Genomic DNA, 22210 nt, shown 5'->3' with positions numbered 1-22210 from the left:
TGCAGCGGTCTGTCGTCGGTTGAGGACCTCCTTGCTTGAAAAGTGCACAAAAAGGCCAGTGCTTCAATCCTGTTGCAGCCGCCGCACAAGCCTTCGCCAACCCTGTGTTAATATCGCGCCCCTGTTCATTTTGTATGTGGGTTGCTCCATGAAGTTGTCCATGCCGCGATTCGATCAAGCCCCTGTCTTGGTGGTCGGCGATGTCATGCTCGACCGTTACTGGCATGGTGGTACCTCACGGATTTCCCCTGAGGCGCCGGTTCCTGTCGTTAAAGTCGAGCAAATCGAAGACCGCCCGGGCGGTGCCGCCAACGTTGCCTTGAACATTGCCGCGCTGGGTGCGCCGGCGTCGCTGGTCGGTGTGACCGGTGACGACGAAGCCGCCGACAGCCTGAGCAACAGCCTCAAGGGTGCGGGCGTGCGTGCCTTGTTCCAGCGCATCGCGCACCAGCCGACCATCGTCAAGCTGCGGGTCATGAGCCGGCACCAGCAATTGCTGCGTATCGACTTCGAAGAACCGTTCGCCACCGACGCACTGGCCCTTGGCGCGCAGGTCGACGACCTGCTGGAAGGCATCAAGGTGCTGGTGCTGTCCGACTACGGCAAAGGTGCCCTGAAAAACCATCAGGCGCTGATTCAGGCTGCGCGTGCCAAAGGCATTCCGGTGCTGGCCGACCCGAAGGGCAAGGAATTCTCGATCTACCGTGGCGCGAGCCTGATCACCCCGAACCTCAGCGAATTCGAAGCCATCGTCGGCGGTTGCGCCGATGAGCACGAGCTGGTGGCCAAGGGCGCGACGCTGATGCATGACCTGGATCTCGGCGCGCTGCTGGTCACCCGTGGCGAACACGGCATGACCTTGTTGCGTCCGGATCATCCGGCGCTGCATTTGCCTGCGCGGGCCCGTGAAGTGTTCGACGTGACCGGTGCCGGCGACACGGTGATTTCCACCCTGGCGGCTGCGATTGCCGCTGGCGAAGAACTGCCGCACGCGGTAGCGCTGGCCAACCTGGCGGCGGGCATCGTGGTCGGCAAGTTGGGTACGGCGGCCATCAGCGCCCCGGAACTGCGTCGCGCCATTCAGCGTGAAGAAGGTTCCGAGCGCGGTGTGTTGGGCCTGGAGCAGTTGCTGCTCGCGGTGGCCGATGCCCGTGCACACAACGAAAAAATCGTTTTCACCAATGGCTGCTTCGACATCCTGCATGCCGGTCATGTGACCTACCTGGAGCAGGCGCGGGCTCAAGGCGATCGTTTGATCGTCGCGGTCAACGACGATGCTTCGGTCAGCCGCCTCAAGGGGCCTGGCCGTCCGATCAACAGCGTCGACCGGCGCATGGCTGTGCTGGCGGGGCTTGGGGCGGTGGACTGGGTCATCAGTTTCCCTGAAGGCACGCCAGAAAACCTGCTGCGTGAGGTCAAGCCGGACGTGCTGGTCAAGGGCGGGGATTATGGGATTGACCAGGTGGTCGGCGCCGACATCGTGACGGCTTATGGCGGCACCGTGAAAGTGCTGGGACTGGTAGAAAACAGTTCGACGACCGCGATTGTCGAAAAAATCCGCAGTCGTTGATCAGATGGATCTTTATCGTTTCGTACTGCGTGTGAACGGATTTTGCCTTGGGGATCTGACCGTTTCCGTTGATGTTGGCAGGTTTGAATCCGCTGCGCTTGCCTGCTTACGTCGTGTGGTCATTTAACCTATGAAAGTCATGCTCCTGGTGATGAACGAACAGCGGGTCATTCTCGACCGGCTCTACGACATCGTGCAGCAGAACTGTGATGAATGCGTAGTCTATCGGCTCAGCAAACAGCAACAGATGAACCTGGGGCCTTTTTTGGCCTCGGTTGATTACCAGACCTTTGATCGTGTCGTGATCTTCTCCAGAGTCAAGCGCCTGGTCCCGCAGTTGCGGGTGCTCAAGTGCATTCCCGGGCTGGTCTTTCTCGAACACGACGCCTACCAGAACTACATGCCCGCGAGTAAATATCGTGGCGTTTATTCGCGTCTCTACAGGCGCCTGCCGAGTTGCCGGGCGCTGGTATCCGGGGCGGTGGTCGCACGCAAGATGCTTGCTGAAGGCATCGACACGGTGTTCGTCTCCAAGGGTTATGACGAGCAGATGCTGCGCAACACCGGGTCCGAGCGCGACATTCCCATCGGTTTTCTCGGCAGCCTGAAGAGCACCGAGTACGCCCAGCGCAAGGCTCTGCTCGAATCGCTGGCGCAGCGTACCGGTATGCTGGTGACCCGCACCCGCTCCGGCTCCGAATACCTGGAAACGCTCAATCGCATCAAGATTTTCGTCAGCGCCGACATCGGCATGAACGAGTTCATGATCAAGAACTTCGAAGCCATGGCCTGCGGTTGTGTGCTGCTTGCCTGGAGTCAGGGCGAAGAAGACAAGTTGCTCGGTTTCGAAGACATGCACAACACCGTGTTCTATCGCAGCGAAGACGAGGCGGTGGAAAAGATCAAACTGTTGCAGGGCGATCCGGAGCTGTCGCAGCGTATCGCCAGCAATGGCCAGGCCTTTGCAGAAAGTCGCTATTCCTTCGCCCGTGTCGGCCAGGCCCTCGCCACTGAAATACAGCGCGAGATGCGCCCATGGCAGCCGCCGTCAGCGTTCACGCGGTTCTGGGTGAAACTGCGTTTCGGCATGAAGGTGCCGGTCTGAATGAAGGATGAACACATGGCGCTGGATGCGCTCCCCGGCGGTAACCAGTCGGTGCTGGGCGCGTTGCCCGAGCCATTGCGCGAATGCCTGAGCCGCGCGCACCGGGTCGTCCTGATCGCGAATAACCCGGCCATCACGGCGGCGGATTTTCAGGCGCTGAATATCAGCGCCAATGACGTCGTCGTCAGTTTCAACACCTGCATCAAGGCGCCGCTGCTCAACGAGCAAAGCTGGAACGTCTTCGTGCATGGCTATAACGCGCCGGACGCCTATTTTTTTGGTCTGCCTTACGGCCCGGACGTGCGACGGTTGTTCGAGCATGCGGGCGAGCGTTGTTTCACCATGCTGGTCGGCTGCGCCGCACCGATGTGTCCATTGCCACGGGTGGCCATGTATTGGGATCGCATCCCGCTGCCGCCCCTGTGGAACTATCCGGTCGATCGTCCGGGCGGCAAGCGCTACGTTGGGCCTTCTACCGGTTTCAATACGCTGGTGGTATTGGACTGGTTACGCGGTCACGCCGGTTATTCCTATCAGCTCATGACCCTGGGGTTTTCCAACGAATCGGGGAAACTGTGGAGTGGGCATGCCTGGGATTACGAGCGCGACTGGCTGCAGCAGTCGGACGTCATTGTGGTGCCTTTGCAACCCCGTCGCTGGTGGCAAAAGCTCTTTCGCCAAAAATAAAAGGTGCTGTTGAGTGTTGAAAATTGCCGTCGCTTTTTTCGGGATCCCGAGAAATTCGCAGATTTGTTTCCCTTCCATTGAACAGAACGTTCTGGCGCAGTTTCCGGCGGGCAGCGACGTACAGTGCTTCTATCATTTGTACAAAATCGATGAAGTACAGAACTTCCGCTCAGGCGAAAAAGGTGAGTTGGCGGCTGACAACTATCAGCCGTTCGAATCGATGATCGGGGCCCTGACTTCGACTGACGGGGTGCTGGAGCGTTGGGATTTCGAGCAGGTCAAAGCGCAGGGCGATACCTGGGCCGATGACTATGCGTCGCTGCGCAACCTGATCTATCAGCTCAATTCACTGCACACCGTGACCAGCATGATCGAAACCTTCAATCCGGATTTCGTCGTGTTCGTGCGCCCGGACATTTTCTTCCACAACCCGCTGCCCGCCTATGTCTTCAATCATCCAGAGGCTCGGAGGCACTCTGCCTACATTCCGGACTGGCAGTGGTGGGGCGGGTTGAACGACCGCTTTGCCATTTGCGGGCGCGATACCTATGTCGCCTATGGCAAGCGGATCGAGCGCATTTTCCAATTCTGCAAAGCGACGGGAAGAAAGCTGCACTCCGAGCGCTTGCTCAAGTACGCGCTACAGCAGGCCGGTGCCAAAGTCTGCACGCTACCGACCCAAGCCTCTCGGGTACGAATCACCGGCGCTTTTGCCGAAGAGTCGTTTTCGCCCAAGCGCGGCATGGGCAAGCGTGAAAACCGTTATTTCCATTTCTTCGCGACGTTGCGCACCTGGATGGATCGTCGGCGCTAGTCAGCTATTTGCTCGCGCGTTTCTTGCCGATGCCAACCAGACGCAGCGCCTTCAGACTCAATTGCTTGAGTCCCGCGCGAGGGGGCTTCGCCGGTTGCAGGCCCTGTTGCACGACCCAGTCTTTCCAGCGAATCCGCTCTTCACGCACGACCCAGCCCGTCTGGGCCGCAAAGCTTTCGGCCAGATAAAGTCCGCGAGTGCTGGCCGGCAGGAGCTTGTCGCGCTTGAGGGTATACAACTCGGCCAAGGGCGCGCCGTCCTTGAGCGGCATCAGGTAGAGATCGGGGCGCTTGCGGTCCAGCCGAGCCACCAGTTGATCTCCCTCCAGACGCTCATCGACGTGGAACAGGCTCAGGGATTTTGCCTCCTTGGGCACGTCCAGGCGCAGGTCGTAGATCAACTGCAGTGACGCGGTCGGCAAATGCACGTAGGCCCGTGGCCGTTCGAGCAATTGCAGATTGGCGCAGCGCACCGGCCGCGCCGAGCCGGACAGCGGCGTCAGGCGAAAGGGCAGGGCCTCGCGATAATGCAGCGCCGATGCGTACGGCGCTGGCAGCCAGGTGTCGTTGAAACGCCCGCCGAGCCAGCCTTCCGGTGTTTCCAGCAGACATTCTTCGGCAATCTCCTGGATCGCCGTGTGCAGCGGGATATTCAGCTCATGGGCTGGCACGTAGCCGGAAATCAGCTTGAGCACGACGTCGCCGCGATCCTGCCGGCGCTGGCGCACCAGCACCCAGTAATCGCGATTCTGCCAGTGCAAGGTCAGGCGCACCGAGACGCCGAGGTTGGCCAGCTCCAGCGCAAAGCGCTCGGCGTCGGCCACGCTGACCGGTTTGCGTCGTTGCAGGGTCTGGGCGAAATTCAGCGGCATGCCGACGCTCTGGTAGGTCAGGCCTTCCGGCGTGGCTTCGACGAACAGCGGCAGTGTCTTGAAGTTGCTCGGGTTCTTTCTGATGAGCGTACGCGGCATGTCGGCTCCTGCTTAAGGCCGCGAGGCGGCGTCAGTGACCACGAAGGACCTGGGCAACGGTCGCAACGTTGTGGGCGAGGTGCAGCGGATTAATCGTCCCGACGATGGCACTGGCCACGCCGGGCTGGGCGAACAGCAACTCGAAGCTGGCGCGCACCGGATCCACACCGGGACTCAGGCACACATGACCACTGGCCAGGGCCTTCTTCACCAGAATGGCTTTGCCGTGGGCAGCAGCATAGTCAATGACCGCCTTCTCGTTTTGTTCGTTCAGATTGTAGGTGACCATCGCGCAGTCGCCTTGCTCCAGTGCCTTGAGGCCACCGTCGACGGTTTTGCCGGAAAAACCGAAGCCGCGAATCTTGCCCTCGGCCTTCAGCGCCGCGAGGGTTGCATAGACTTCGCTGTCGTTGAGGATCGCCAGATCGTTGCCATCGGAGTGCACCAGCACCAGGTCGATAAAATCGGTTTCAAGACGTTGCAGACTGCGCTCCACCGACATCCGGGTGTGGGCGGCGCTGAAGTCGTGGGTCGACTGGCCGTCGACAAATTCTTCGCCGACCTTGCTGACGATCACCCAGTCCTGACGCTGACCGCGCAGCAGTGGGCCGAGGCGTTCTTCGCTGCGGCCATAGGCCGGGGCGGTGTCGATCAGATTGATGCCCAGCTCCCGCGCCTGCTTGAGCAACATGCGCGCAGCGTCATCGTCGGGGATCTGGAAGCCGTTGGGGTATTTCACACCCTGGTCGCGGCCGAGCTTGACGGTGCCCAGGCCCAGCGGCGAAACCAGCAGGCCGGTGCTGCCCAGTGGGCGATGCAGATCGTGCAGGGTCGGCAGGCTCATGGCAGCAGTTGCTCCCAGGCGGGAACGCCCATCGGTGGTTTTGGCAGCTCGGGCAGCGGAGCAGGATGACTCGGCTGGATACCGTCGCGTTCCAGGGAGGCAATCACCCGGTCAGCGAAGTCCGGCGCCAGGGCGAGCTTGGTTGGCCAGCCGACCAGCAGGCGACCTTCTTCGGCGAGGAAGGCGTTGTCCGGGCGGGTCAGGCCGGTTTGCAGCGGTTCGGCGCGATCGACGCGCAGGGTCGCCCATTGCACGGTGCTCAGGTCGATCCATGGCAACAACTGGCCAAGTTCTTTCTGGGCGGTGGCGATCTGTTCGGCCGGCTCACGGGCCACGCCTTCGGATTCGGCAATGTCACCACCGAGATACCAGACCCACTGGCCGTCAGCGGCCGGGTGAGTGGTCACCGTGATACGCGGCTTGGTGCCGCCACCGAGGCAGTGCGCGTACAGCGGTTTCAGACCCGGGCCCTTGGCGATAATCATGTGCAGCGGCCGGCGTTGCATGGCCGGATGAGTCAGGCCCAAAGCAGTCAGCAGATCGGCAGTGCCGGCGCCGGCGCTGAGCACGATGCGCTGGGCGCGGATTTCACGGCCATCGACTTTCAGGCCAACCAGCACGCCGCTTTCCAGCAACGGCTCGATGTTCTGGCCGGCGAGCAGACCGTCGCCCGAGAGGTCGGCCAGACGCTGGATCAGGCTCGGTACATCGATCACCAGTTCGGCGAGGCGGTAGACCTTGCCTTTGAAGCGCTTGTCTTGCAAAGCCAGCGGCAGTTGATCGCCCTTGACCTGATCGACCCGGCCACGCACCGCTTTGCTGGCGAAGAAACTGGTGAGGTTGCCGGCGAGGGTGCCCGGCGACCACAGGTAATGGGCTTCGGACAGCAGGCGCACGCCGCTCAGGTCCAGTTCGCCGTTGCCGGCCAGGGCTTCACGCCAGCGGCGCGGCATGTCGGCGATGGCTTCCGAGGCACCGGTCAACGCACCGTGCAGCGCGTACTTGGCGCCGCCGTGAATGATGCCCTGGGACTTCACACTCTGCCCGCCGCCGAGGCTGGCGCTTTCCACCAGCACGGTCGAGAAACCCTGGCGACGCAGGCGCGCGTTCAGCCAGAGACCGGCGACACCCGCGCCGACAATCAGCACGTCGGTGGAAATTGGAGATGGCATGCAACGACCTCAGTGTTCAAGACGAGGGCGCAGTATACAGACTCGGGGAAAAGGGAATTTGTCGATGATCAACAGAGGGAGGGCATGAGCCCTTGCCGGCGCGATTGCCTGCAAGGGCTCAGGTCAGGATCAATGGCCGGCGGTTTTCGAGAACAGCTGAATCACCACCACGCCGAGTACGATCAGCGCCATCCCGAGCATCGCCGGGATATCCAGCTTCTGCCCGTAGATGAACAGCGCCGCGACACTGACCATCACGATGCCCATGCCGGCCCACACCGCGTAGGCCACGCCCACCGGCACGCTGCGCACCACCAGGGTCAGCATCCAGAACGCGATGCCATAACCGACGACGACCAGCAGCAATGGCAACGGCGTGCTGAAGCCTTTGACGGCTTTCATCGAAACGGTCGCGATCACTTCGGCGCAGATGGCGATGGCCAGGTAGACGTAAGCGTTCATGTTCAAATCCTCGTGTGGAGCGTTGCTTTCTGAGGCGGCATTCTAGTGACTCCCCAGATGGGGTAAAGTCATTACCTATCTGTTTAAAAGATGGGTTGGCCGATGAGCATGCAGTGGAATCTGGAGCAGTTGCGGGTGTTCGTCGCGGTGGCCGAACAGCGCTCGTTTTCCGCGGTGGCGCGGCAGCAGCGCAAGGCGCAGTCGGCGATCAGCAGCGCGATTGCCATGCTCGAGGACGATCTCGGCGTGAGTCTGTTCGAGCGTAGCAGCGGCCGCCAGCCGAGTCTTACCGAAGCGGGGGAGGCGTTGCTGGAAGAGGCGCGGGAAGTGTTGCGCCAATGCGAGCGGTTGAACGGACGGGCCGTGGCCATGATGCGCGGGCAGGAAGCGCAACTGCGCGTGGCCCAGGACGAGGCGATGCCTTATCAGGCGCTGGTGGAAAGTTTCGCCGCCCTGGCCGAACAGTTTCCCAGTCTTGAAGTCCAGTTGACCAGCGCCGCCCAGGGCGAGGTTTCGCGCAAACTGGTGGAGCGTCGGGCCGATCTCGGGTTGTTGTTCTATCACGATGAAATCCCCGAAGCGCTGGAGCGCCGGGTGCTGGGCAGTGTGGAAATGGTCACGGTCTGCGGCGTCAACCATCCCTTGGCAGCGCAGGCTTACGTCACCTGCCAGCAATTGGCTCAGCATCGGCAATTGTTGATGTCGACCCAGACCAGCATTTATCCGGGCAATGAGCCGGCCAGTCCGCAGGTGTGGCGCGCTGACAGCTTCTATGTGATGGCCGAATGGCTGGTGCGCGACCTCGGCTGGGCCTGGTTGCCGCGCCATGTGGTGCAGTACTCGGCGTATCAGGGCCTGATGGTGGAACTCGACAGCGAATGGACACCGCCGGCGCTGGTGGTGGAACTGGTCTGGCGCCGCGACGAACCGCTGGGGCCGGCGGCTCGCTGGCTGGCGGAGCGATTTGCCATACACCTGCGGGCGATCGGCGGCAAAAGCCGATAAACTCCGCCGCCATGAATAGAACTCTCTACACCGCGCTGTTTTACCTGGGGCTGCCATTGGTGGCGATTCGGCTGTGGCTGCGTTCGCGCAAGGCGCCGGCGTATGCCAAGCGGATTGGCGAACGTTTCTCCCGTGGCATGCCGGCCCTGCAACCGGGCGGCATCTGGGTTCACGCCGTGTCGGTGGGCGAAAGCATCGCCGCCGCGCCGATGATCCGCGCGCTGCTGCAACGTTATCCACAACTGCCGATCACCGTGACTTGCATGACGCCGACCGGTTCGGAACGCATCCTGGCGATGTTCGCCAACGAGCCGCGCATCCAGCATTGCTACCTGCCTTACGATTTGCCCTGCGCGGCGGCGCGTTTTCTGGATCGCGTGCAGCCGAAACTGGCAGTGATCATGGAAACCGAACTGTGGCCGAACCACATCCACCAGTGCGCCAAGCGCGGGATTCCGGTGGCGTTGGCCAACGGGCGGCTGTCCGAGCGTTCGGCCAAGGGCTATGGCCGGTTCAGCAAACTGACCGCGCCGATGCTGGCTGAGATGAGCCTGTTCGCCGTGCAGACCGAGGCCGAAGCCCAGCGCTTTCGCGATCTCGGTGCGCGCCCGGAAACCGTCGAAGTCACCGGCTCGATCAAGTTCGACCTGACCATCGACCCGCAACTGCTGCAACGTGCCCATGAATTGCGCGGCCAATGGCAGGCGCTGGAGCGTCCGGTGTGGATCGCCGCCAGCACCCATGAAGGCGAAGACGAAGTGGTGCTGAGTGCTCACCGTCGTTTGCTGGCCAACCATCCCGATGCGCTGCTGATTCTGGTACCGCGCCATCCGGAGCGCTTCAACTCGGTGTTCGAGTTGTGCCAGCGTGAAGGCTTTGCCACGGTGCGTCGTTCCACTGGCGCGAGTGTCGATGCGCAGACTTCGGTGCTGCTCGGCGACACCATGGGTGAGCTGCTGTTTCTATACGCATTAGCCGACAGCGCGTTCGTCGGCGGCAGTCTGGTAGCCAACGGCGGGCACAACTTGCTGGAACCGGCAGCGCTGGCGAAACCGGTGATCAGCGGCCCGCACCTGTTCAACTTTCTCGACATCGCTGCGCAACTGCGCAGCGCAGGAGCCTTGGCCGAGGTTGACGACGCCGAAGGTCTGGCCACAGAGGTGCAGCGTCTGTTTGAACTGCCGCGCGACGCACAACGCATGGCCGACGCCGGACTGAGCGTGATGCGCCGCAATCAGGGCGCGTTGCAGCGCTTGCTCGATGGACTGGGAAGGTTGATCGACCGCCCATAAAAAAACGCAGCCTGAGGGCTGCGTTTCTTGTTTAAGGCCGGGCCTTGAGCTGGGCTTCCGCAGCCTTGGCCAGATCCGGCGGCAGGAAATCCTTGTCCGGGTTGTAGTCGGCCTTCAGGTAGCGGGTCAGATCCTGCAAGTCACCCGGGTTCAACGTCCCCGCCGCCTGCTTGAGCCGCAGATTGTCGAGGATGTAGTCGTAGCGGGTGTTGTTGTAGTTGCGCACCGAAGTGTAGAGCTGACGCTGGGCGTCGAGCACGTCGACGATGTTGCGCGTCCCCACCTGATAACCGATTTCCGTGGCTTCCACCGCACTCTGGTTGGAGATGATCGACTGGCGACGCGCCTGCACCTGCTCGACGTCGGTGTTCACCGCGCGGTGCAGGTTGCGGGTGTTCTCGACCACTTGCCGACGCAGGCCTTCACGCTGCTGTTCGGTCTGGTCCAGCCGTGAGTAGGACTCGCGCACCTGGGAGCTGGTCAATCCGCCACTGTAGATCGGAATGTTCAGTTGCAGGCCCACGGTACTCTGCTCGACATTGCCACTGTACGGCGTACCGAACGCATTCGGGTTGGAGAAACCCAGGGCGTCGTTGTCGCCCTTTTCGTATTTGGCCACGGCGTCGAGGGTCGGCAGGTGGCCGGCCTTGCGCTGTTTCAGGGTCTGTTCGGCGGAGCTGACGGCATAGTTGCTGGCCAGCAGATTGAGGTTCTGTTTCGCGGCGGTATCGACCCAGGCCTTGGCGTCGTTCGGCGCCGGCGGCAGGATCGGCAACGTGTGGACGATGCCCTGGATCGAGTTGTACTGGCGGTTGGTCAGGGTGATCAGCGCTTCGAACGCATCATCGACCTGACGCTGGGCGACGATCCGGTTGGCGCGCGCGGTGTCGTAACTGGCTTGCGATTGCAGCACGTCGGTCTTGTCCGACAGGCCCACATCGAAGCGCTCGTTGGACTGATCGAGCTGGCGCTTGAACGCGGCTTCCTCGGCTTTGGTCGAGGCCAGGTTGTCCTGGCTGCGCAGCACGTTGAAGTAGCTTTCGGCGGTTTGCAGGATCAGGTTCTGCTCGGTGGCCGAGAGTTGCAGCGCGGCCTGTTCGTTGACGTCCTTGGCGGCCTGGTACTGGAACCAGCGGTCGGCGCGGAACAGCGGCTGCGCCAGGGTCGCCTGATAGGAGTGCGCGCTGCGGTTGGCGATGGCCGAGGGCTGGTCGATCGACGTGCGTACGTTGGCGACTTCAGCGCCGCCGGACAGGTTCGGCAGCAACCCGGCGCGGGCCTGGGGCACGACTTCTTTCTGCGCACCGTACTGGGCGCGGGCGGCGGCCAGGTCGGCGTTGTTGTCGACCGCTTCCTGATAGACGCTGACCAGATCAGTCTTGGTCGATAAAGGCGCTTCTGCTGCCCAGACCGTTGTGGTGGACGCACAAGACACGGCAACAGCCAGTGAGAGTTTGCGCAGCATGAGGCGATCCCTAGCATGAATATTATGGAAATAATCCGGGCGCCAAAGGTAAGGCGCGGCCCATGCAGCGTCAAGGCGCAGCATGGCGTAGCGAGTGTAGTTGCGCCGGCCGCAGGCAACAATCTGCCAATTGCGCCATTCATCATGGTGTTTGCCGCGGTGTTGGCGTTCTTTGCCGGTTGTGTCTAGACTGGCCGGGTTCTTGTCGGGGTGCCTTGCTATGAGGCTGAGATCGAATAATTTCGGATCCCGTTGAACCTGATCAGGTTAGCGCCTGCGTAGGGAACAAGATTTCTCGTCACCCGGCGAGTCCTCTTGTGCTTCGTCCGGGAAATTGTTCGACAATCGAACGCTCGACGACGATGCACAGCACCCGTTCTGGGTGCGTCCGTGCCTTTCAGGTTCTGCTCCGACAATCCACTGCCTGGATGCTGTCTGGAGAGCCCGTGATGACTACAAAATCTAAAAACGCGATCAACCTGAGTGACTCGGCCAAGGTCGACGAGCAGTCGGTTCAACCGTTCACCCGTTCGCAAAAAGTCTACGTTCAGGGCTCCCGCCCGGACATCCGCGTGCCGATGCGCGAAATCACCCTCGATGTGACCCCGACCGACTTTGGCGGCGAAATCAATGCGCCGGTCACTGTCTACGACACCTCGGGCCCATACACCGATCCGAACGTGGTGATCGATGTGCGCAAAGGCCTGGGCGACGTGCGTTCGGCGTGGATTGACGACCGTGGCGACACCGAGCGTCTGCCAGGCCTGAGCTCGAATTTCGGTCAGGAACGCCTGGCCGATCCGGAGCTGACCAAGCTGCGTTTCGCCCACGTCAATAACCCGCGCCGGGCCAAGGCCGGGGCCAACGTCAGCCAGATGCACTACGCGCGCAAAGGCATCATCACCGCCGAGATGGAATACGTCGCCATCCGCGAAAACATGAAGCTGCAAGAGGCCCGCGCTGCCGGTCTGTTGAAGCAGCAGCACGCCGGCCACAGCTTCGGCGCGAGCATTCCGAAAGAAATCACCCCTGAGTTCGTGCGCGAGGAAATTGCTCGCGGCCGCGCGATCATTCCGGCCAACATCAACCACGTCGAACTGGAACCGATGATCATCGGCCGCAACTTCCTGGTGAAGATCAACGGCAACATCGGCAACAGTGCGCTGGGTTCGTCCATCGAAGAAGAAGTGGCGAAACTGACCTGGGGCATTCGCTGGGGTTCGGACACCGTCATGGACTTGTCCACCGGCAAACACATCCACGAAACCCGCGAGTGGATCATCCGCAACTCGCCAGTGCCGATCGGCACCGTGCCGATCTATCAGGCGCTGGAAAAAGTGAATGGCGTCGCCGAAGACCTGACCTGGGAGCTGTTCCGCGACACGCTGATCGAGCAGGCGGAGCAGGGCGTCGACTACTTCACCATCCACGCCGGCGTGTTGCTGCGCTACGTGCCGCTGACCGCCAAACGCGTGACCGGCATCGTGTCCCGTGGCGGTTCGATCATGGCCAAGTGGTGCCTGGCGCACCACAAAGAGAACTTCCTCTACACCCACTTCGACGAAATCTGCGAAATCATGAAGGCCTACGACGTCAGCTTCTCGCTGGGCGACGGCCTGCGTCCGGGCTCGATTGCCGACGCCAACGACGAAGCGCAATTCGGCGAACTGGAAACCCTCGGCGAGCTGACCAAGATCGCCTGGAAGCACGACGTGCAATGCATGATCGAAGGCCCGGGCCACGTGCCAATGCAGTTGATCAAAGAGAACATGGACAAGCAGCTGGAATGCTGCGACGAGGCGCCGTTCTACACCCTCGGCCCGCTGACTACCGACATCGCACCGGGTTACGACCACATCACCTCCGGCATCGGTGCGGCGATGATCGGCTGGTTCGGTTGCGCCATGCTCTGCTACGTGACGCCGAAGGAGCACCTGGGGCTGCCGAACAAGGATGACGTGAAGACCGGGATCATCACCTACAAAATCGCGGCCCATGCGGCGGATTTGGCCAAAGGGCACCCGGGCGCGCAGATCCGCGACAACGCCTTGAGCAAGGCGCGGTTTGAATTCCGTTGGGAAGACCAGTTCAACCTGGGCCTGGACCCGGACACCGCTCGCTCGTATCACGATGAAACCCTGCCGAAGGACTCGGCGAAGGTCGCGCATTTCTGTTCGATGTGCGGGCCGAAATTCTGCTCGATGAAGATCACTCAGGAAGTCCGCGAATACGCGGCCAACCAGCGGATCGACGCGGTCGACGTGGACGTCGCCCAGGGCCTGGCGGAACAGGCCGAGCGGTTCAGGAAGGAAGGCAGTCAGCTTTATAAAAAAGTTTAAGCGGCAAGCTACAAGCTGCAAGCTGGAAGCTGGTGCAAATCCTGCTTTTTCTTGCAGCTTGAGGCTTGCAGCTTGTAGCTATCACTCCTGTGAGATTAACGTCCTTGAGCATTCAACCCGGTACTTATTCCCCCGACCTCGCCGTGCCCGCCAACCAGCGTGTCTTCGGCGGTCGCGATCTGTTTTCCCTATGGTTTTCCCTCGGCATCGGCCTGATGGTCTTGCAGACCGGTGCGCTGCTGGCGCCGGGGCTGGGCCTGTCGGGATCGCTGCTGGCGATCTTCCTCGGCACCCTGGTCGGCGTCCTGTTGCTGGCCGCCGTTGGCGTGATCGGCAGCGACACCGGCCTGTCGTCGATGGCTGCGCTGAAACTCAGCCTCGGCCGTAAAGGCGCGAGCCTTCCAGCGCTGCTCAACCTGCTGCAACTGATCGGTTGGGGTTCGTTCGAAATCATCGTCATGCGCGATGCGGCCAGCCTGCTCGGCACCCGTGCGTTCAGCGAGGGTTCGCTGTGGGCCAGTCCGATGTTGTGGACGCTGTGTTTCGGTGCATTGGCGACCTTGCTCGCGGTCAGCGGACCGTTGACGTTCGTGCGCAAGATCCTGCGCAAATGGGGCATCTGGCTGATTCTGGCCGCGTGCATCTGGCTGACCTGGAACCTGTTCGCCAAGGCTGACCTCGCCGCCTTGTGGGCACAGGCCGGGGATGGCTCGATGCCGCTCGCCGTGGGCTTCGACATCGCGATTGCGATGCCGCTGTCGTGGCTGCCACTGATTGCCGACTACTCGCGTTTCGGCAAGAAGGCGAAGAGCGTATTCGGCGGTACGGCGATCGGTTTCTTCATCGGCAACTTCTGGCTGATGAGTCTGGGCGTCGCCTACACCCTGGCCTTCGCGCCGAGCGGTGAAGTCAACGCGCTGTTGCTGGCGCTGGCCGGCGCCGGTCTTGGGATTCCGCTACTGCTGATTCTGCTGGACGAGTCGGAAAACGCTTTCGCCGACATTCACTCGGCAGCGGTTTCCAGCGGGATTCTGTTGCGTCTGAAAGTCGAGCATCTGGCGTTGGTCATTGGTGTTATCTGCACCTTGATCGCCTTGCTCGCGCCATTGGCGCAATACCAGAACTTCCTGCTGCTGATCGGTTCGGTGTTTGCGCCGCTGTTCGGCGTGGTGCTGGTGGATCACTTCATCCTGCGCAAGCGCAGTGCCCAAGTGGCGTCGGCCGCGTTGCGCTGGCCGGCACTATTGGCCTGGCTGGGTGGCATCAGCACCTATCACCTGCTGGCCAATCTGTATCCGGATGTGGGCGCGACCCTGCCGGCGCTGGTGCTGGCAGGGCTGCTGCAATTCGTGCTCGGCCGGGCTTTCAGTTACGGCCGGGAAACAGCTCGGGCTTGAGAATGCCGTTCAGGCGCGGGTAGGGGATCTTCAGTTCGACGTGGCCCAGCGCATAAGGCGCGATAGTGGTCACGTCGTACTTGAGGATCACACCGCCGTAGGTCAGCGCCACGTTCGGGGTTTTGACGAACGGCCAGCTCTTCACGAACTCCGGTTCCTGATCGAGCTTGGTGCTGATCAGCCAGCTGTTGTGCGCCACTTGCGCCGCTTTCCAGAACGCCTCTTCCTGACCCGGCAGCAACATGTCCGCCAGAGTCAGCACTTTGTGCTGCTGACGCGAATAGTTGATGAAACCGCGTCCCGGCGTACCGTGGGCACCGCCGGTGTCCAGGTAGCTCGAGGTTTCGATGATCACCAGACCGTCATGCTGCTCGCGTACTTTCGCCTGCAAATAGCTGCTGTTGCGCGGGCCGGCGTTGGCCAGGAACTGCTCGCGATACGCTGCCAGCGTCGGCGCCACCGGGGCGTTCGGTGCGGTGCGGGTCATTTGCAGCAGACGTTTTTCGATGATGCCGTCCAGCGCCGGTTCTGCCGGGAAGCGCAACGTATCGATGTTGACAAGCGGGCAGTCCTGGTTGGAGCAACCCGGTTTAAGCGTTTCCGAGGCGTCGCGGGTGGTTTCCAGCGGCGTGCGGTAGTTGGGCTGGAACAGACTGGCGCAAGCGCCCAGGGTCAGGGCGATGGCGGCCACGGAGGCGATTTTGAAAAGCGACATGGGCGTCCTTTCTGAAGCAGGGGAAGGCAAAAAGTTACCGCTTCGACTCTCAACGGAGCGGTCAGTTCGCCACTAAGCTAATTAGAGTGGGTTTCGCCTCCACCGTCCATCCCGCTGACAGTAAAGGGGCTGCATCAAACGTCACGGGCGCGTTAGGATGGCGCGAAGTCGAGGTCGCAAGAAGGCGCCTCGTGTTGGATTTGCAGTAAAGAGGATGCTCATGACCGATTTTGCCAAAGCCATTCCGAGCGCCGTCGATATCGTGCGACGCGAGCAGTGCTACAAGGGCTTCTACAAGCTCGACCGTCTGCACTTGCGCCACGAACTGTTCGCTGGTGGCATGAGCCGCGAAATCAATCGTGAAGTGTTCGTGCGCCACGATGCCGTGTGCATGCTGCCCTACGATCCGCAGCGCGATGAAGTGGTGCTGATCGAGCAGTTTCGCGTCGGTGCTCTGGGCAAGACGGACAACCCGTGGCTGGTGGAGCTGGTCGCCGGTCTGATCGACAAGGACGAACAGCCGGAAGAAGTTGCTCACCGCGAGGCTCAGGAGGAAGCTGGGCTGGACATCAAGGCTCTGTGGCCGATGACCAAATACTTTCCGTCGCCGGGCGGCAGCAACGAATTCGTACATTTGTATCTGGGGCGTTGCAGCACCGAAGGCGCAGGCGGCCTGCATGGGCTGGAAGAAGAAGCCGAAGATATTCGCGTCACGGTCTGGGCCTTTGAAGATGCCCTGCAGGCCGTACGCGACGGACGGATTGCCAATGCGGCGAGCATCATCGCCTTGCAGTGGCTGGCGCTCAATCGCGCCGAAGTGAGGGGGCTATGGTCGTAAACAAGTTGCGCGATCGCTACCGTGTCGACCTCGCGGGGCTGCAAGCCGCCTGCGAGGCGAACTACGCGCGCCTGATGCGACTGTTGCCGGACATGCGCAGCGACCCCGAAGCGCGGCGCATCGCCGTGACCCAGGGCGACCAGATGCTCGGCGTGCTGGCGCTGGAGGTGCTGCAGACCTGTCCGTACACCACGACTTTGCAGGTGCGCCAGGAACACAGCCTGCCGTGGCTGCCGGTGCCGCAACTGGAAGTGCAGGTGTATCACGACGCGCGCATGGCCGAGGTGATCAGTGCCGAGCATGCGCGACGCTTTCGCGGCGTCTATCCTTACCCGAATGCGGCCATGCATCAGCCGGACGAGAAGGCCCAGCTCAATCTGTTCCTGGGCGAGTGGCTGAGTCATTGCCTGGCGTGCGGACACGAATACGCGGCAGTCCGATAACCAGCGCAAGTTGTGAACTGCGTCCGGTTCGCCGGTTTCTCTTTGTGCTGTCCCCCCGCATAATTGCCGCACCTATCCAGTCCCGCGATCCCGGGGGAGAACGCCTTGCCGAGCGTATCGACTTTGACCACCGCCGACACGGCGTTGCTGGTTCAGCTCTCTGACAGTCACCTGTTCGCCGAAGCGGATGGAACGCTGCTGGGCATGAACACCCGCGAGAGCCTGCAAAAAGTCATCGATCTGGTGCTCGAACAGCAACCGCGGATCGACCTGATCGTTGCCAGCGGCGACCTGTCCCAGGACGGTACGCTGGAGTCTTACCAGCAGTTCCGGCAGATGACGGCGCAGATCGACGCGCCGGCCCGCTGGATCCCCGGCAACCACGACGAACCGCAGATCATGGCCCACGCGACGGTGAAGAGTGCGTTGCTGGAGTCTGTGGTGGATGTCGGCAACTGGCGCGTGACCCTGCTCGATTCGGCGGTGCCCGGATCGGTGCCGGGGTACTTGCAGGATGACCAGCTGCAATTGCTCGCCCGTTCCCTGAGCGAAGCGCCGGATCGCCATCATCTGGTGTGCTTCCACCACCATCCGGTGTCGATCGGTTGCGCCTGGATGGAACCGATCGGCTTGCGCAATCCGGAAGCGTTTTTCGAGGTGCTCGACCGCTTCCCGCAGGCCCGCGCCGTGCTGTGGGGGCATGTGCATCAGGAAATCGACTGCGAGCGCAACGGCGTACGGCTGATCGCCTCGCCATCGACCTGCATCCAGTTCGAGCCAGGCAGTGAAGACTTCAAGGTCGGCGAGCAGGCACCGGGGTATCGCTGGTTGCGCTTGTTGCCGGATGGGCGGCTGGAGACCGGCGTGGAGCGTGTCACCGGTTTTGATTTTCAGGTGGATTACGGCTCCAACGGTTACTGATTGACGGGTGCAGCGCTGATTTCCTCGGGTGCTGGCCCAACACCCCCTGACTCCCTGTAAACTCCGCTTTCTTCAGCCGACGCCCAGGGAGCTCAAATGTCCGGTTCGATTCTCTATATCCATGGTTTCAACAGCGCGCCGGCCTCGAAGAAGGCCTGTCAGCTGGTCGAGGTGATGGAGCGGCTGGGTTTGAGCGATCAACTGCGTGTCCCGGCGCTGCATCACCACCCGCGCGAAGCCATCGGTCAGCTGGAGCAGGCAATCGCCGAACTCGGCCGGCCATTGCTGGTGGGAAGCTCGCTCGGCGGCTACTATGCGACTCACCTGGCCGAGCGCCATGGCCTGAAAGCCCTGCTGGTCAACCCGGCCGTCAGTCCACATCGGATGTTCGACGGATACCTGGGCACCCAGAAAAACCTGTACACCGACGAAACCTGGGAGCTGACCCACGACCACGTGACGGCCCTGGCCGAGCTGGAAGTGCCGGCGCCGCAGGATCCGCAGCGTTATCAGGTATGGTTGCAGACCGGGGATGAAACGCTGGATTATCGCCTCGCCCAGCAGTATTACCGGGCCTGTGCCTTGTGCATTCAGGCCGGCGGCGACCACAGTTTCCAGGGATTTGTTACACGATTGCCGGCATTGCTCAGCTTTGCCGGGATTGGCGCCGATACCTATCAGGCAATCGATTTCACCGCACTGTGAAGTCTTGCCCCATTTTCATTGAATCACTGACGACGAGACCCTATGGCCACTCCCAGCGCTAGCTCCTATAACGCCGACGCCATCGAAGTCCTCTCGGGCCTCGACCCGGTGCGCAAACGCCCCGGCATGTACACCGACACCAGTCGGCCGAACCACCTTGCCCAGGAAGTCATCGACAACAGTGTCGACGAAGCCCTGGCCGGCCACGCCAAATCGATCCAGGTCATTCTCCACGCCGACCATTCGCTGGAAGTCTGCGACGACGGCCGTGGCATGCCGGTCGACATCCATCCGGAAGAGGGCGTGTCGGGCGTCGAGCTGATCCTCACCAAGCTCCATGCGGGCGGCAAGTTTTCCAACAAGAACTACCAGTTTTCCGGCGGTCTGCACGGGGTGGGTATTTCCGTGGTCAACGCCTTGTCGACCCAGGTACGGGTGCGGGTCAAGCGTGACGGCAACGAATACGAAATGACCTTCGCCGACGGCTTCAAGGCCACCGATCTGCAAGTGATCGGCACCGTCGGCAAGCGCAATACCGGGACCAGCGTGTACTTCGCGCCGGACCCGAAATACTTCGATTCGCCGAAATTCTCCATCAGCCGCCTCAAGCATGTGCTCAAGGCCAAGGCCGTTTTGTGCCCGGGGCTGCTGATCAGCTTCGAAGACAAAGGCACCGGCGAAAAGGTCGAGTGGCACTACGAAGATGGCCTGCGCTCGTACCTGGTGGACGCGGTCAGCGAATTCGAGCGTCTGCCGGATGCGCCGTTCTGCGGCAACCTGGCCGGCACCAAGGAAGCGGTCGAGTGGGCCCTGCTGTGGCTGCCTGAGGGTGGCACCTCGGTCACTGAAAGCTACGTCAACCTGATCCCGACGGAGCAGGGCGGCACCCACGTCAACGGTCTGCGTCAGGGCCTGCTCGATGCGATGCGCGAATTCTGCGAATTCCGCAGCCTGCTGCCGCGCGGCGTGAAGCTGGCGCCGGAAGACGTCTGGGAACGCATCGCTTTCGTCCTGTCGATGAAGATGCAGGAGCCGCAATTCTCCGGCCAGACCAAAGAGCGCCTGTCGTCCCGTGAAGCGGCGGCTTTCGTTTCCGGTGTGGTCAAGGACGCGTTCAGCCTGTGGCTCAACGCCAACCCGGAAACCGGTCTGGCCCTGGCAGAGCTGGCGATCAGCAACGCTGGTCGTCGCCTGAAGGCCAGCAAGAAAGTCGAACGCAAGCGCATCACCCAAGGCCCGGCATTGCCGGGCAAACTGGCCGATTGCGCCGGGCAGGATCCGATGCGTTCCGAGCTGTTCCTGGTCGAAGGTGATTCCGCCGGCGGCTCGGCCAAGCAGGCACGGGACAAGGAATACCAGGCGATCCTGCCGTTGCGCGGCAAGATTCTCAACACCTGGGAAGTCGACGGCAGCGAAGTCCTGGCCAGCCAGGAAGTGCACAACATCGCGGTGGCCATTGGTGTCGATCCGGGCGCCGAGGACATGAGTCAGCTGCGCTACGGCAAGATTTGCATCCTCGCCGACGCCGACTCCGACGGCCTGCACATCGCGACCCTGCTCTGTGCCTTGTTCGTCCAGCATTTCCGCCCGCTGGTGGATGCCGGTCACGTCTATGTCGCGATGCCGCCGTTGTACCGCATCGACCTGGGCAAAGAAATCTACTACGCCCTCGACGAAGCCGAGCGCGACGGGATCCTCGACCGTCTGGTCGCCGAGAAGAAGCGCGGCAAGCCGCAGGTCACGCGATTCAAAGGTCTGGGTGAAATGAACCCGCCGCAACTGCGTGAAACCACCATGGACCCGAACACCCGGCGCCTGGTGCAGTTGACCCTCGGGGATGACTTCGCCGAGACCTCGGAAATGATGGACATGCTGCTGGCGAAGAAACGCGCCGGTGACCGCAAGACCTGGCTCGAATCCAAGGGCAACCTTGCCGAGGTTCTGGCCTGATGCGGTTTGGCTGGGCCTTGGCGGGTGCATTGCTGCTGGGTTCGATGACGGTGTCGGCAGAGCCCGTGCAAGAGTTGCGCGTGCTCGCCGAACACCCGGTCGAAGGCATGCGCGGCGGCAACCTGTCGGGGCTGGCCTTGTGCGGCAATGACCTGTGGACCGTTTCGGATCGCGACGATGACCAGATTTATCGTCTCGATACTCGCGATCCCGTCTGGCAGGCGACTGCCGTGCGCATCGACCCGCCGCCAGTACCCGACAGCGGTTTGCCGTGGGGCATCAAGTCGCGCACCTGGGCGGCGTCGTTTGTTCGCGGCGGTGATCTGGATTTCGAAGGGATCAGCTGCGACAGCGCCGGCAATCGCTACATTGTCAGCGAAGGCCACGCCGCCGTACTGCAAGTGCCGCCGCAGGGGCCGTCGTCATGGCTGAAAATCTCGCCGATGATGGTGCGCGAAGCGCGGGCCAGTGGCCTGCTACTGCAATTCAATGCGATCTTCGAAGGCCTGGCGATCAATCCGGCGGGCGATCAGATGTGGCTGGCTGCCGAGCGACAAAGCCGCGGTTTGTTGCTGATCAAACGCCAGCAGACGGTGTGGGATTGTGACGGTCGCTGTGTGCTGCTCAGTGAAGGCGGGATGGAAATGCAACCACCGCAGTTTCCCAAAGCCCGACCGGTCAATCGGGATTTTTCCGACGTGTCCTTGTTCGACGGCAAACTGTTTACCCTTGAACGCAACGCCTACCAGATCTGTCGCCGTGATGCGCAGACGGCCAAGGTCGAGCTCTGCTGGTCGTATGCGGCCGAGCTGTTGCAGGCCAATCGGCGGTATTCGCAGAATTTCGGGCTGGAAGAGGCGCTGGTCGTCGATGCGCAAGGCGCCTGGATAGGGGTCGACAACAATTTCGGCCCGCGCGCCGATGGCGAGGTTCGCCCGATCATCTGGCGTTTCGCTGCGCCTGAGGGTGGTTGGAGCGCCAGGCCGTGAGCCAGCAGCCGCCGGGCAAGCGCGCCGGTCGGGTGCTGATGATTCTGGCGTGGTGCGCGGCGCTGTTTCTGGCCACGCGGTTTTTCGGCCAGTGGGAAGAGCGCCAGCGTAATCCCAATGTGGAAGTGGCTTCGCAGCAGGGTAACGGTTTTATTGAAGTGAAATTGATCGGCAACGCCCAGGGACATTTTGTCGCCAGCGGCCTGATCAACGGCCGGCCGGTGGAGTTCATGCTCGACACCGGCGCGACCGACGTGGCAATCCCGGCCGAGGTGGCGAAAAACCTCCGGCTGGAAGAAGGTTTCGGTGTGACCCTGAGCACGGCCAATGGCCTGAGCCAGGGCTATCGCACCCGTATCGACCGCCTGCAGTTGGGCGACATCGTGTTGCGGGACGTCCGCGCACTGGTGGCGCCGGGGCTGCATGGCGATCAGGTGCTGCTCGGCATGAGCGCCCTGAACAAACTTGAATTTACCCAGCGCGGTGGCACCATGCTGCTGCGCCAGACAACGAACCGATGAGGCCCG

The 22210-nt window shown here is 61.9% G+C and carries 21 protein-coding genes and 1 riboswitch; of the genes, 15 read left to right on the top strand and 6 right to left on the bottom strand.

Annotated features, from left to right (window positions below; all coding sequences use genetic code 11):
* Window positions 1–148: 148 nt before the first annotated feature.
* The 4 genes from hldE to QLG12_RS09575 all read left to right on the top strand — a co-directional run bounded on the left by hldE (window position 149) and on the right by QLG12_RS09575 (window position 4176).
* Complete coding sequence (hldE, locus tag QLG12_RS09590; protein ID WP_282474375.1) at window positions 149–1570, top strand: bifunctional D-glycero-beta-D-manno-heptose-7-phosphate kinase/D-glycero-beta-D-manno-heptose 1-phosphate adenylyltransferase HldE; 1422 nt, start codon at window positions 149–151, stop codon at window positions 1568–1570.
* 130 nt (window positions 1571–1700) lie between these two features.
* Window positions 1701–2675, top strand: coding sequence for a glycosyltransferase (locus QLG12_RS09585; protein ID WP_197869248.1), 975 nt, complete (start codon window positions 1701–1703; stop codon window positions 2673–2675).
* 15 nt (window positions 2676–2690) lie between these two features.
* A complete protein-coding gene (locus QLG12_RS09580; protein ID WP_282474374.1) occupies window positions 2691–3362 on the top strand; it encodes a hypothetical protein in 672 nt (223 codons plus the stop codon).
* Window positions 3363–3375: 13 nt separating this feature from the next.
* Window positions 3376–4176, top strand: a complete 801-nt coding sequence (locus QLG12_RS09575) for a hypothetical protein (protein WP_064382897.1) — start codon at window positions 3376–3378, stop codon at window positions 4174–4176.
* A gap of 4 nt (window positions 4177–4180) precedes the next feature.
* Here the strand turns inward: QLG12_RS09575 and QLG12_RS09570 are convergent, their stop codons facing one another.
* The 4 genes from QLG12_RS09570 to QLG12_RS09555 form a co-directional block, all read right to left on the bottom strand.
* Window positions 4181–5146: a metal ABC transporter ATPase gene (locus QLG12_RS09570; RefSeq protein WP_236193128.1), complete on the bottom strand. Its 966-nt coding sequence runs from the start codon at window positions 5144–5146 to the stop codon at window positions 4181–4183.
* A gap of 31 nt (window positions 5147–5177) precedes the next feature.
* Window positions 5178–5990: an aldo/keto reductase gene (locus tag QLG12_RS09565; RefSeq protein WP_011332151.1), complete on the bottom strand. Its 813-nt coding sequence runs from the start codon at window positions 5988–5990 to the stop codon at window positions 5178–5180.
* Window positions 5987–7162: an FAD-dependent oxidoreductase gene (locus QLG12_RS09560; RefSeq protein WP_197869244.1), complete on the bottom strand. Its 1176-nt coding sequence runs from the start codon at window positions 7160–7162 to the stop codon at window positions 5987–5989. Before QLG12_RS09560 ends, QLG12_RS09565 begins: the two co-directional genes overlap by 4 nt.
* Window positions 7163–7291: 129 nt before the next feature.
* Window positions 7292–7624 (bottom strand): multidrug efflux SMR transporter, encoded by a 333-nt coding sequence (locus QLG12_RS09555; RefSeq protein WP_011332153.1) that lies wholly within the window; start codon window positions 7622–7624, stop codon window positions 7292–7294.
* Window positions 7625–7726: 102 nt separating this feature from the next.
* Between QLG12_RS09555 and QLG12_RS09550 the strand changes: the two genes are divergently transcribed.
* On the top strand, window positions 7727–8629 hold the full coding sequence (locus QLG12_RS09550) for a LysR family transcriptional regulator (protein WP_064593062.1): 903 nt from the start codon (window positions 7727–7729) through the stop codon (window positions 8627–8629).
* A gap of 11 nt (window positions 8630–8640) precedes the next feature.
* On the top strand, window positions 8641–9921 hold the full coding sequence (gene waaA, locus QLG12_RS09545; protein WP_197869243.1) for a lipid IV(A) 3-deoxy-D-manno-octulosonic acid transferase: 1281 nt from the start codon (window positions 8641–8643) through the stop codon (window positions 9919–9921).
* A gap of 31 nt (window positions 9922–9952) precedes the next feature.
* Here waaA and QLG12_RS09540 read toward each other — a convergent pair whose 3' ends face one another.
* A complete protein-coding gene (locus QLG12_RS09540) occupies window positions 9953–11386 on the bottom strand; it encodes a TolC family outer membrane protein (RefSeq protein ID WP_011332156.1) in 1434 nt (477 codons plus the stop codon).
* Between the two features lie 196 nt (window positions 11387–11582).
* Window positions 11583–11688, top strand: a riboswitch (TPP riboswitch).
* Between the two features lie 147 nt (window positions 11689–11835).
* Here QLG12_RS09540 and thiC point away from each other — a divergent pair.
* Window positions 11836–13725, top strand: a complete 1890-nt coding sequence (thiC, locus tag QLG12_RS09535) for a phosphomethylpyrimidine synthase ThiC (protein ID WP_108559280.1) — start codon at window positions 11836–11838, stop codon at window positions 13723–13725.
* 104 nt (window positions 13726–13829) lie between these two features.
* Window positions 13830–15122, top strand: a complete 1293-nt coding sequence (cytX, locus tag QLG12_RS09530) for a putative hydroxymethylpyrimidine transporter CytX (RefSeq protein WP_197869242.1) — start codon at window positions 13830–13832, stop codon at window positions 15120–15122.
* Here cytX and QLG12_RS09525 read toward each other — a convergent pair.
* A complete protein-coding gene (locus QLG12_RS09525; RefSeq protein ID WP_011332159.1) occupies window positions 15091–15837 on the bottom strand; it encodes an RsiV family protein in 747 nt (248 codons plus the stop codon). The two genes, cytX and QLG12_RS09525, sit on opposite strands and share 32 nt — an antisense overlap.
* A gap of 220 nt (window positions 15838–16057) precedes the next feature.
* Here QLG12_RS09525 and QLG12_RS09520 point away from each other — a divergent pair, with 220 nt between their 5' ends.
* The 7 genes from QLG12_RS09520 (at window position 16058) to QLG12_RS09490 (ending at window position 22204) form a co-directional block, all read left to right on the top strand.
* The gene (locus QLG12_RS09520; protein ID WP_064382906.1) at window positions 16058–16675 is read left to right on the top strand and encodes an NUDIX domain-containing protein; all 618 of its coding nucleotides are present in this window, start codon (window positions 16058–16060) and stop codon (window positions 16673–16675) included.
* A complete protein-coding gene (locus tag QLG12_RS09515) occupies window positions 16666–17118 on the top strand; it encodes a DUF1249 domain-containing protein (protein ID WP_085611078.1) in 453 nt (150 codons plus the stop codon). Before QLG12_RS09520 ends, QLG12_RS09515 begins: the two co-directional genes overlap by 10 nt.
* A 105-nt stretch (window positions 17119–17223) precedes the next feature.
* Window positions 17224–18039 (top strand): 3',5'-cyclic-AMP phosphodiesterase, encoded by an 816-nt coding sequence (gene cpdA / locus QLG12_RS09510; RefSeq protein ID WP_282474373.1) that lies wholly within the window; start codon window positions 17224–17226, stop codon window positions 18037–18039.
* Between the two features lie 96 nt (window positions 18040–18135).
* Window positions 18136–18744 carry a YqiA/YcfP family alpha/beta fold hydrolase gene (locus QLG12_RS09505; protein ID WP_197869240.1) on the top strand — a complete coding sequence of 203 codons (609 nt, stop codon included), beginning with the start codon at window positions 18136–18138 and terminating at the stop codon, window positions 18742–18744.
* Between the two features lie 42 nt (window positions 18745–18786).
* On the top strand, window positions 18787–20694 hold the full coding sequence (gene parE, locus QLG12_RS09500) for a DNA topoisomerase IV subunit B (RefSeq protein WP_064382910.1): 1908 nt from the start codon (window positions 18787–18789) through the stop codon (window positions 20692–20694).
* A complete protein-coding gene (locus QLG12_RS09495; RefSeq protein WP_282474372.1) occupies window positions 20694–21683 on the top strand; it encodes an esterase-like activity of phytase family protein in 990 nt (329 codons plus the stop codon). Before parE ends, QLG12_RS09495 begins: the two co-directional genes overlap by 1 nt.
* Window positions 21680–22204 carry a TIGR02281 family clan AA aspartic protease gene (locus tag QLG12_RS09490; protein ID WP_007952204.1) on the top strand — a complete coding sequence of 175 codons (525 nt, stop codon included), beginning with the start codon at window positions 21680–21682 and terminating at the stop codon, window positions 22202–22204. The genes QLG12_RS09495 and QLG12_RS09490 overlap by 4 nt, the downstream gene beginning before the upstream one ends.
* Window positions 22205–22210: the final 6 nt, after the last annotated feature.

The organism is Pseudomonas sp. V88_4 (assembly GCF_029967985.1).
Taxonomy (GTDB): domain Bacteria; phylum Pseudomonadota; class Gammaproteobacteria; order Pseudomonadales; family Pseudomonadaceae; genus Aquipseudomonas; species Aquipseudomonas glycinae.
This window is presented reverse-complemented; position numbering and strand designations above follow the sequence as displayed.

What these genes read in the sequence shown, in the direction of transcription:
- thiC (WP_108559280.1), top strand. Translation starts at nt 11,836, where the DNA reads ATGACTACAAAATCTAAAAACGCGATCAACCTGAGTGACTCGGCCAAG.
- QLG12_RS09550 (WP_064593062.1), top strand. Translation starts at nt 7,727, where the DNA reads ATGAGCATGCAGTGGAATCTGGAGCAGTTGCGGGTGTTCGTCGCGGTG.
- QLG12_RS09570 (WP_236193128.1), bottom strand. Translation starts at nt 5,146, where the DNA reads ATGCCGCGTACGCTCATCAGAAAGAACCCGAGCAACTTCAAGACACTG.
- hldE (WP_282474375.1), top strand. Translation starts at nt 149, where the DNA reads ATGAAGTTGTCCATGCCGCGATTCGATCAAGCCCCTGTCTTGGTGGTC.
- parE (WP_064382910.1), top strand. Translation starts at nt 18,787, where the DNA reads ATGGCCACTCCCAGCGCTAGCTCCTATAACGCCGACGCCATCGAAGTC.
- QLG12_RS09565 (WP_011332151.1), bottom strand. Translation starts at nt 5,990, where the DNA reads ATGAGCCTGCCGACCCTGCACGATCTGCATCGCCCACTGGGCAGCACC.
- QLG12_RS09505 (WP_197869240.1), top strand. Translation starts at nt 18,136, where the DNA reads ATGTCCGGTTCGATTCTCTATATCCATGGTTTCAACAGCGCGCCGGCC.
- QLG12_RS09555 (WP_011332153.1), bottom strand. Translation starts at nt 7,624, where the DNA reads ATGAACGCTTACGTCTACCTGGCCATCGCCATCTGCGCCGAAGTGATC.
- QLG12_RS09520 (WP_064382906.1), top strand. Translation starts at nt 16,058, where the DNA reads ATGACCGATTTTGCCAAAGCCATTCCGAGCGCCGTCGATATCGTGCGA.
- QLG12_RS09560 (WP_197869244.1), bottom strand. Translation starts at nt 7,162, where the DNA reads ATGCCATCTCCAATTTCCACCGACGTGCTGATTGTCGGCGCGGGTGTC.
- QLG12_RS09580 (WP_282474374.1), top strand. Translation starts at nt 2,691, where the DNA reads ATGGCGCTGGATGCGCTCCCCGGCGGTAACCAGTCGGTGCTGGGCGCG.
- QLG12_RS09515 (WP_085611078.1), top strand. Translation starts at nt 16,666, where the DNA reads ATGGTCGTAAACAAGTTGCGCGATCGCTACCGTGTCGACCTCGCGGGG.
- QLG12_RS09525 (WP_011332159.1), bottom strand. Translation starts at nt 15,837, where the DNA reads ATGTCGCTTTTCAAAATCGCCTCCGTGGCCGCCATCGCCCTGACCCTG.
- QLG12_RS09495 (WP_282474372.1), top strand. Translation starts at nt 20,694, where the DNA reads ATGCGGTTTGGCTGGGCCTTGGCGGGTGCATTGCTGCTGGGTTCGATG.
- QLG12_RS09540 (WP_011332156.1), bottom strand. Translation starts at nt 11,386, where the DNA reads ATGCTGCGCAAACTCTCACTGGCTGTTGCCGTGTCTTGTGCGTCCACC.
- waaA (WP_197869243.1), top strand. Translation starts at nt 8,641, where the DNA reads ATGAATAGAACTCTCTACACCGCGCTGTTTTACCTGGGGCTGCCATTG.
- QLG12_RS09585 (WP_197869248.1), top strand. Translation starts at nt 1,701, where the DNA reads ATGAAAGTCATGCTCCTGGTGATGAACGAACAGCGGGTCATTCTCGAC.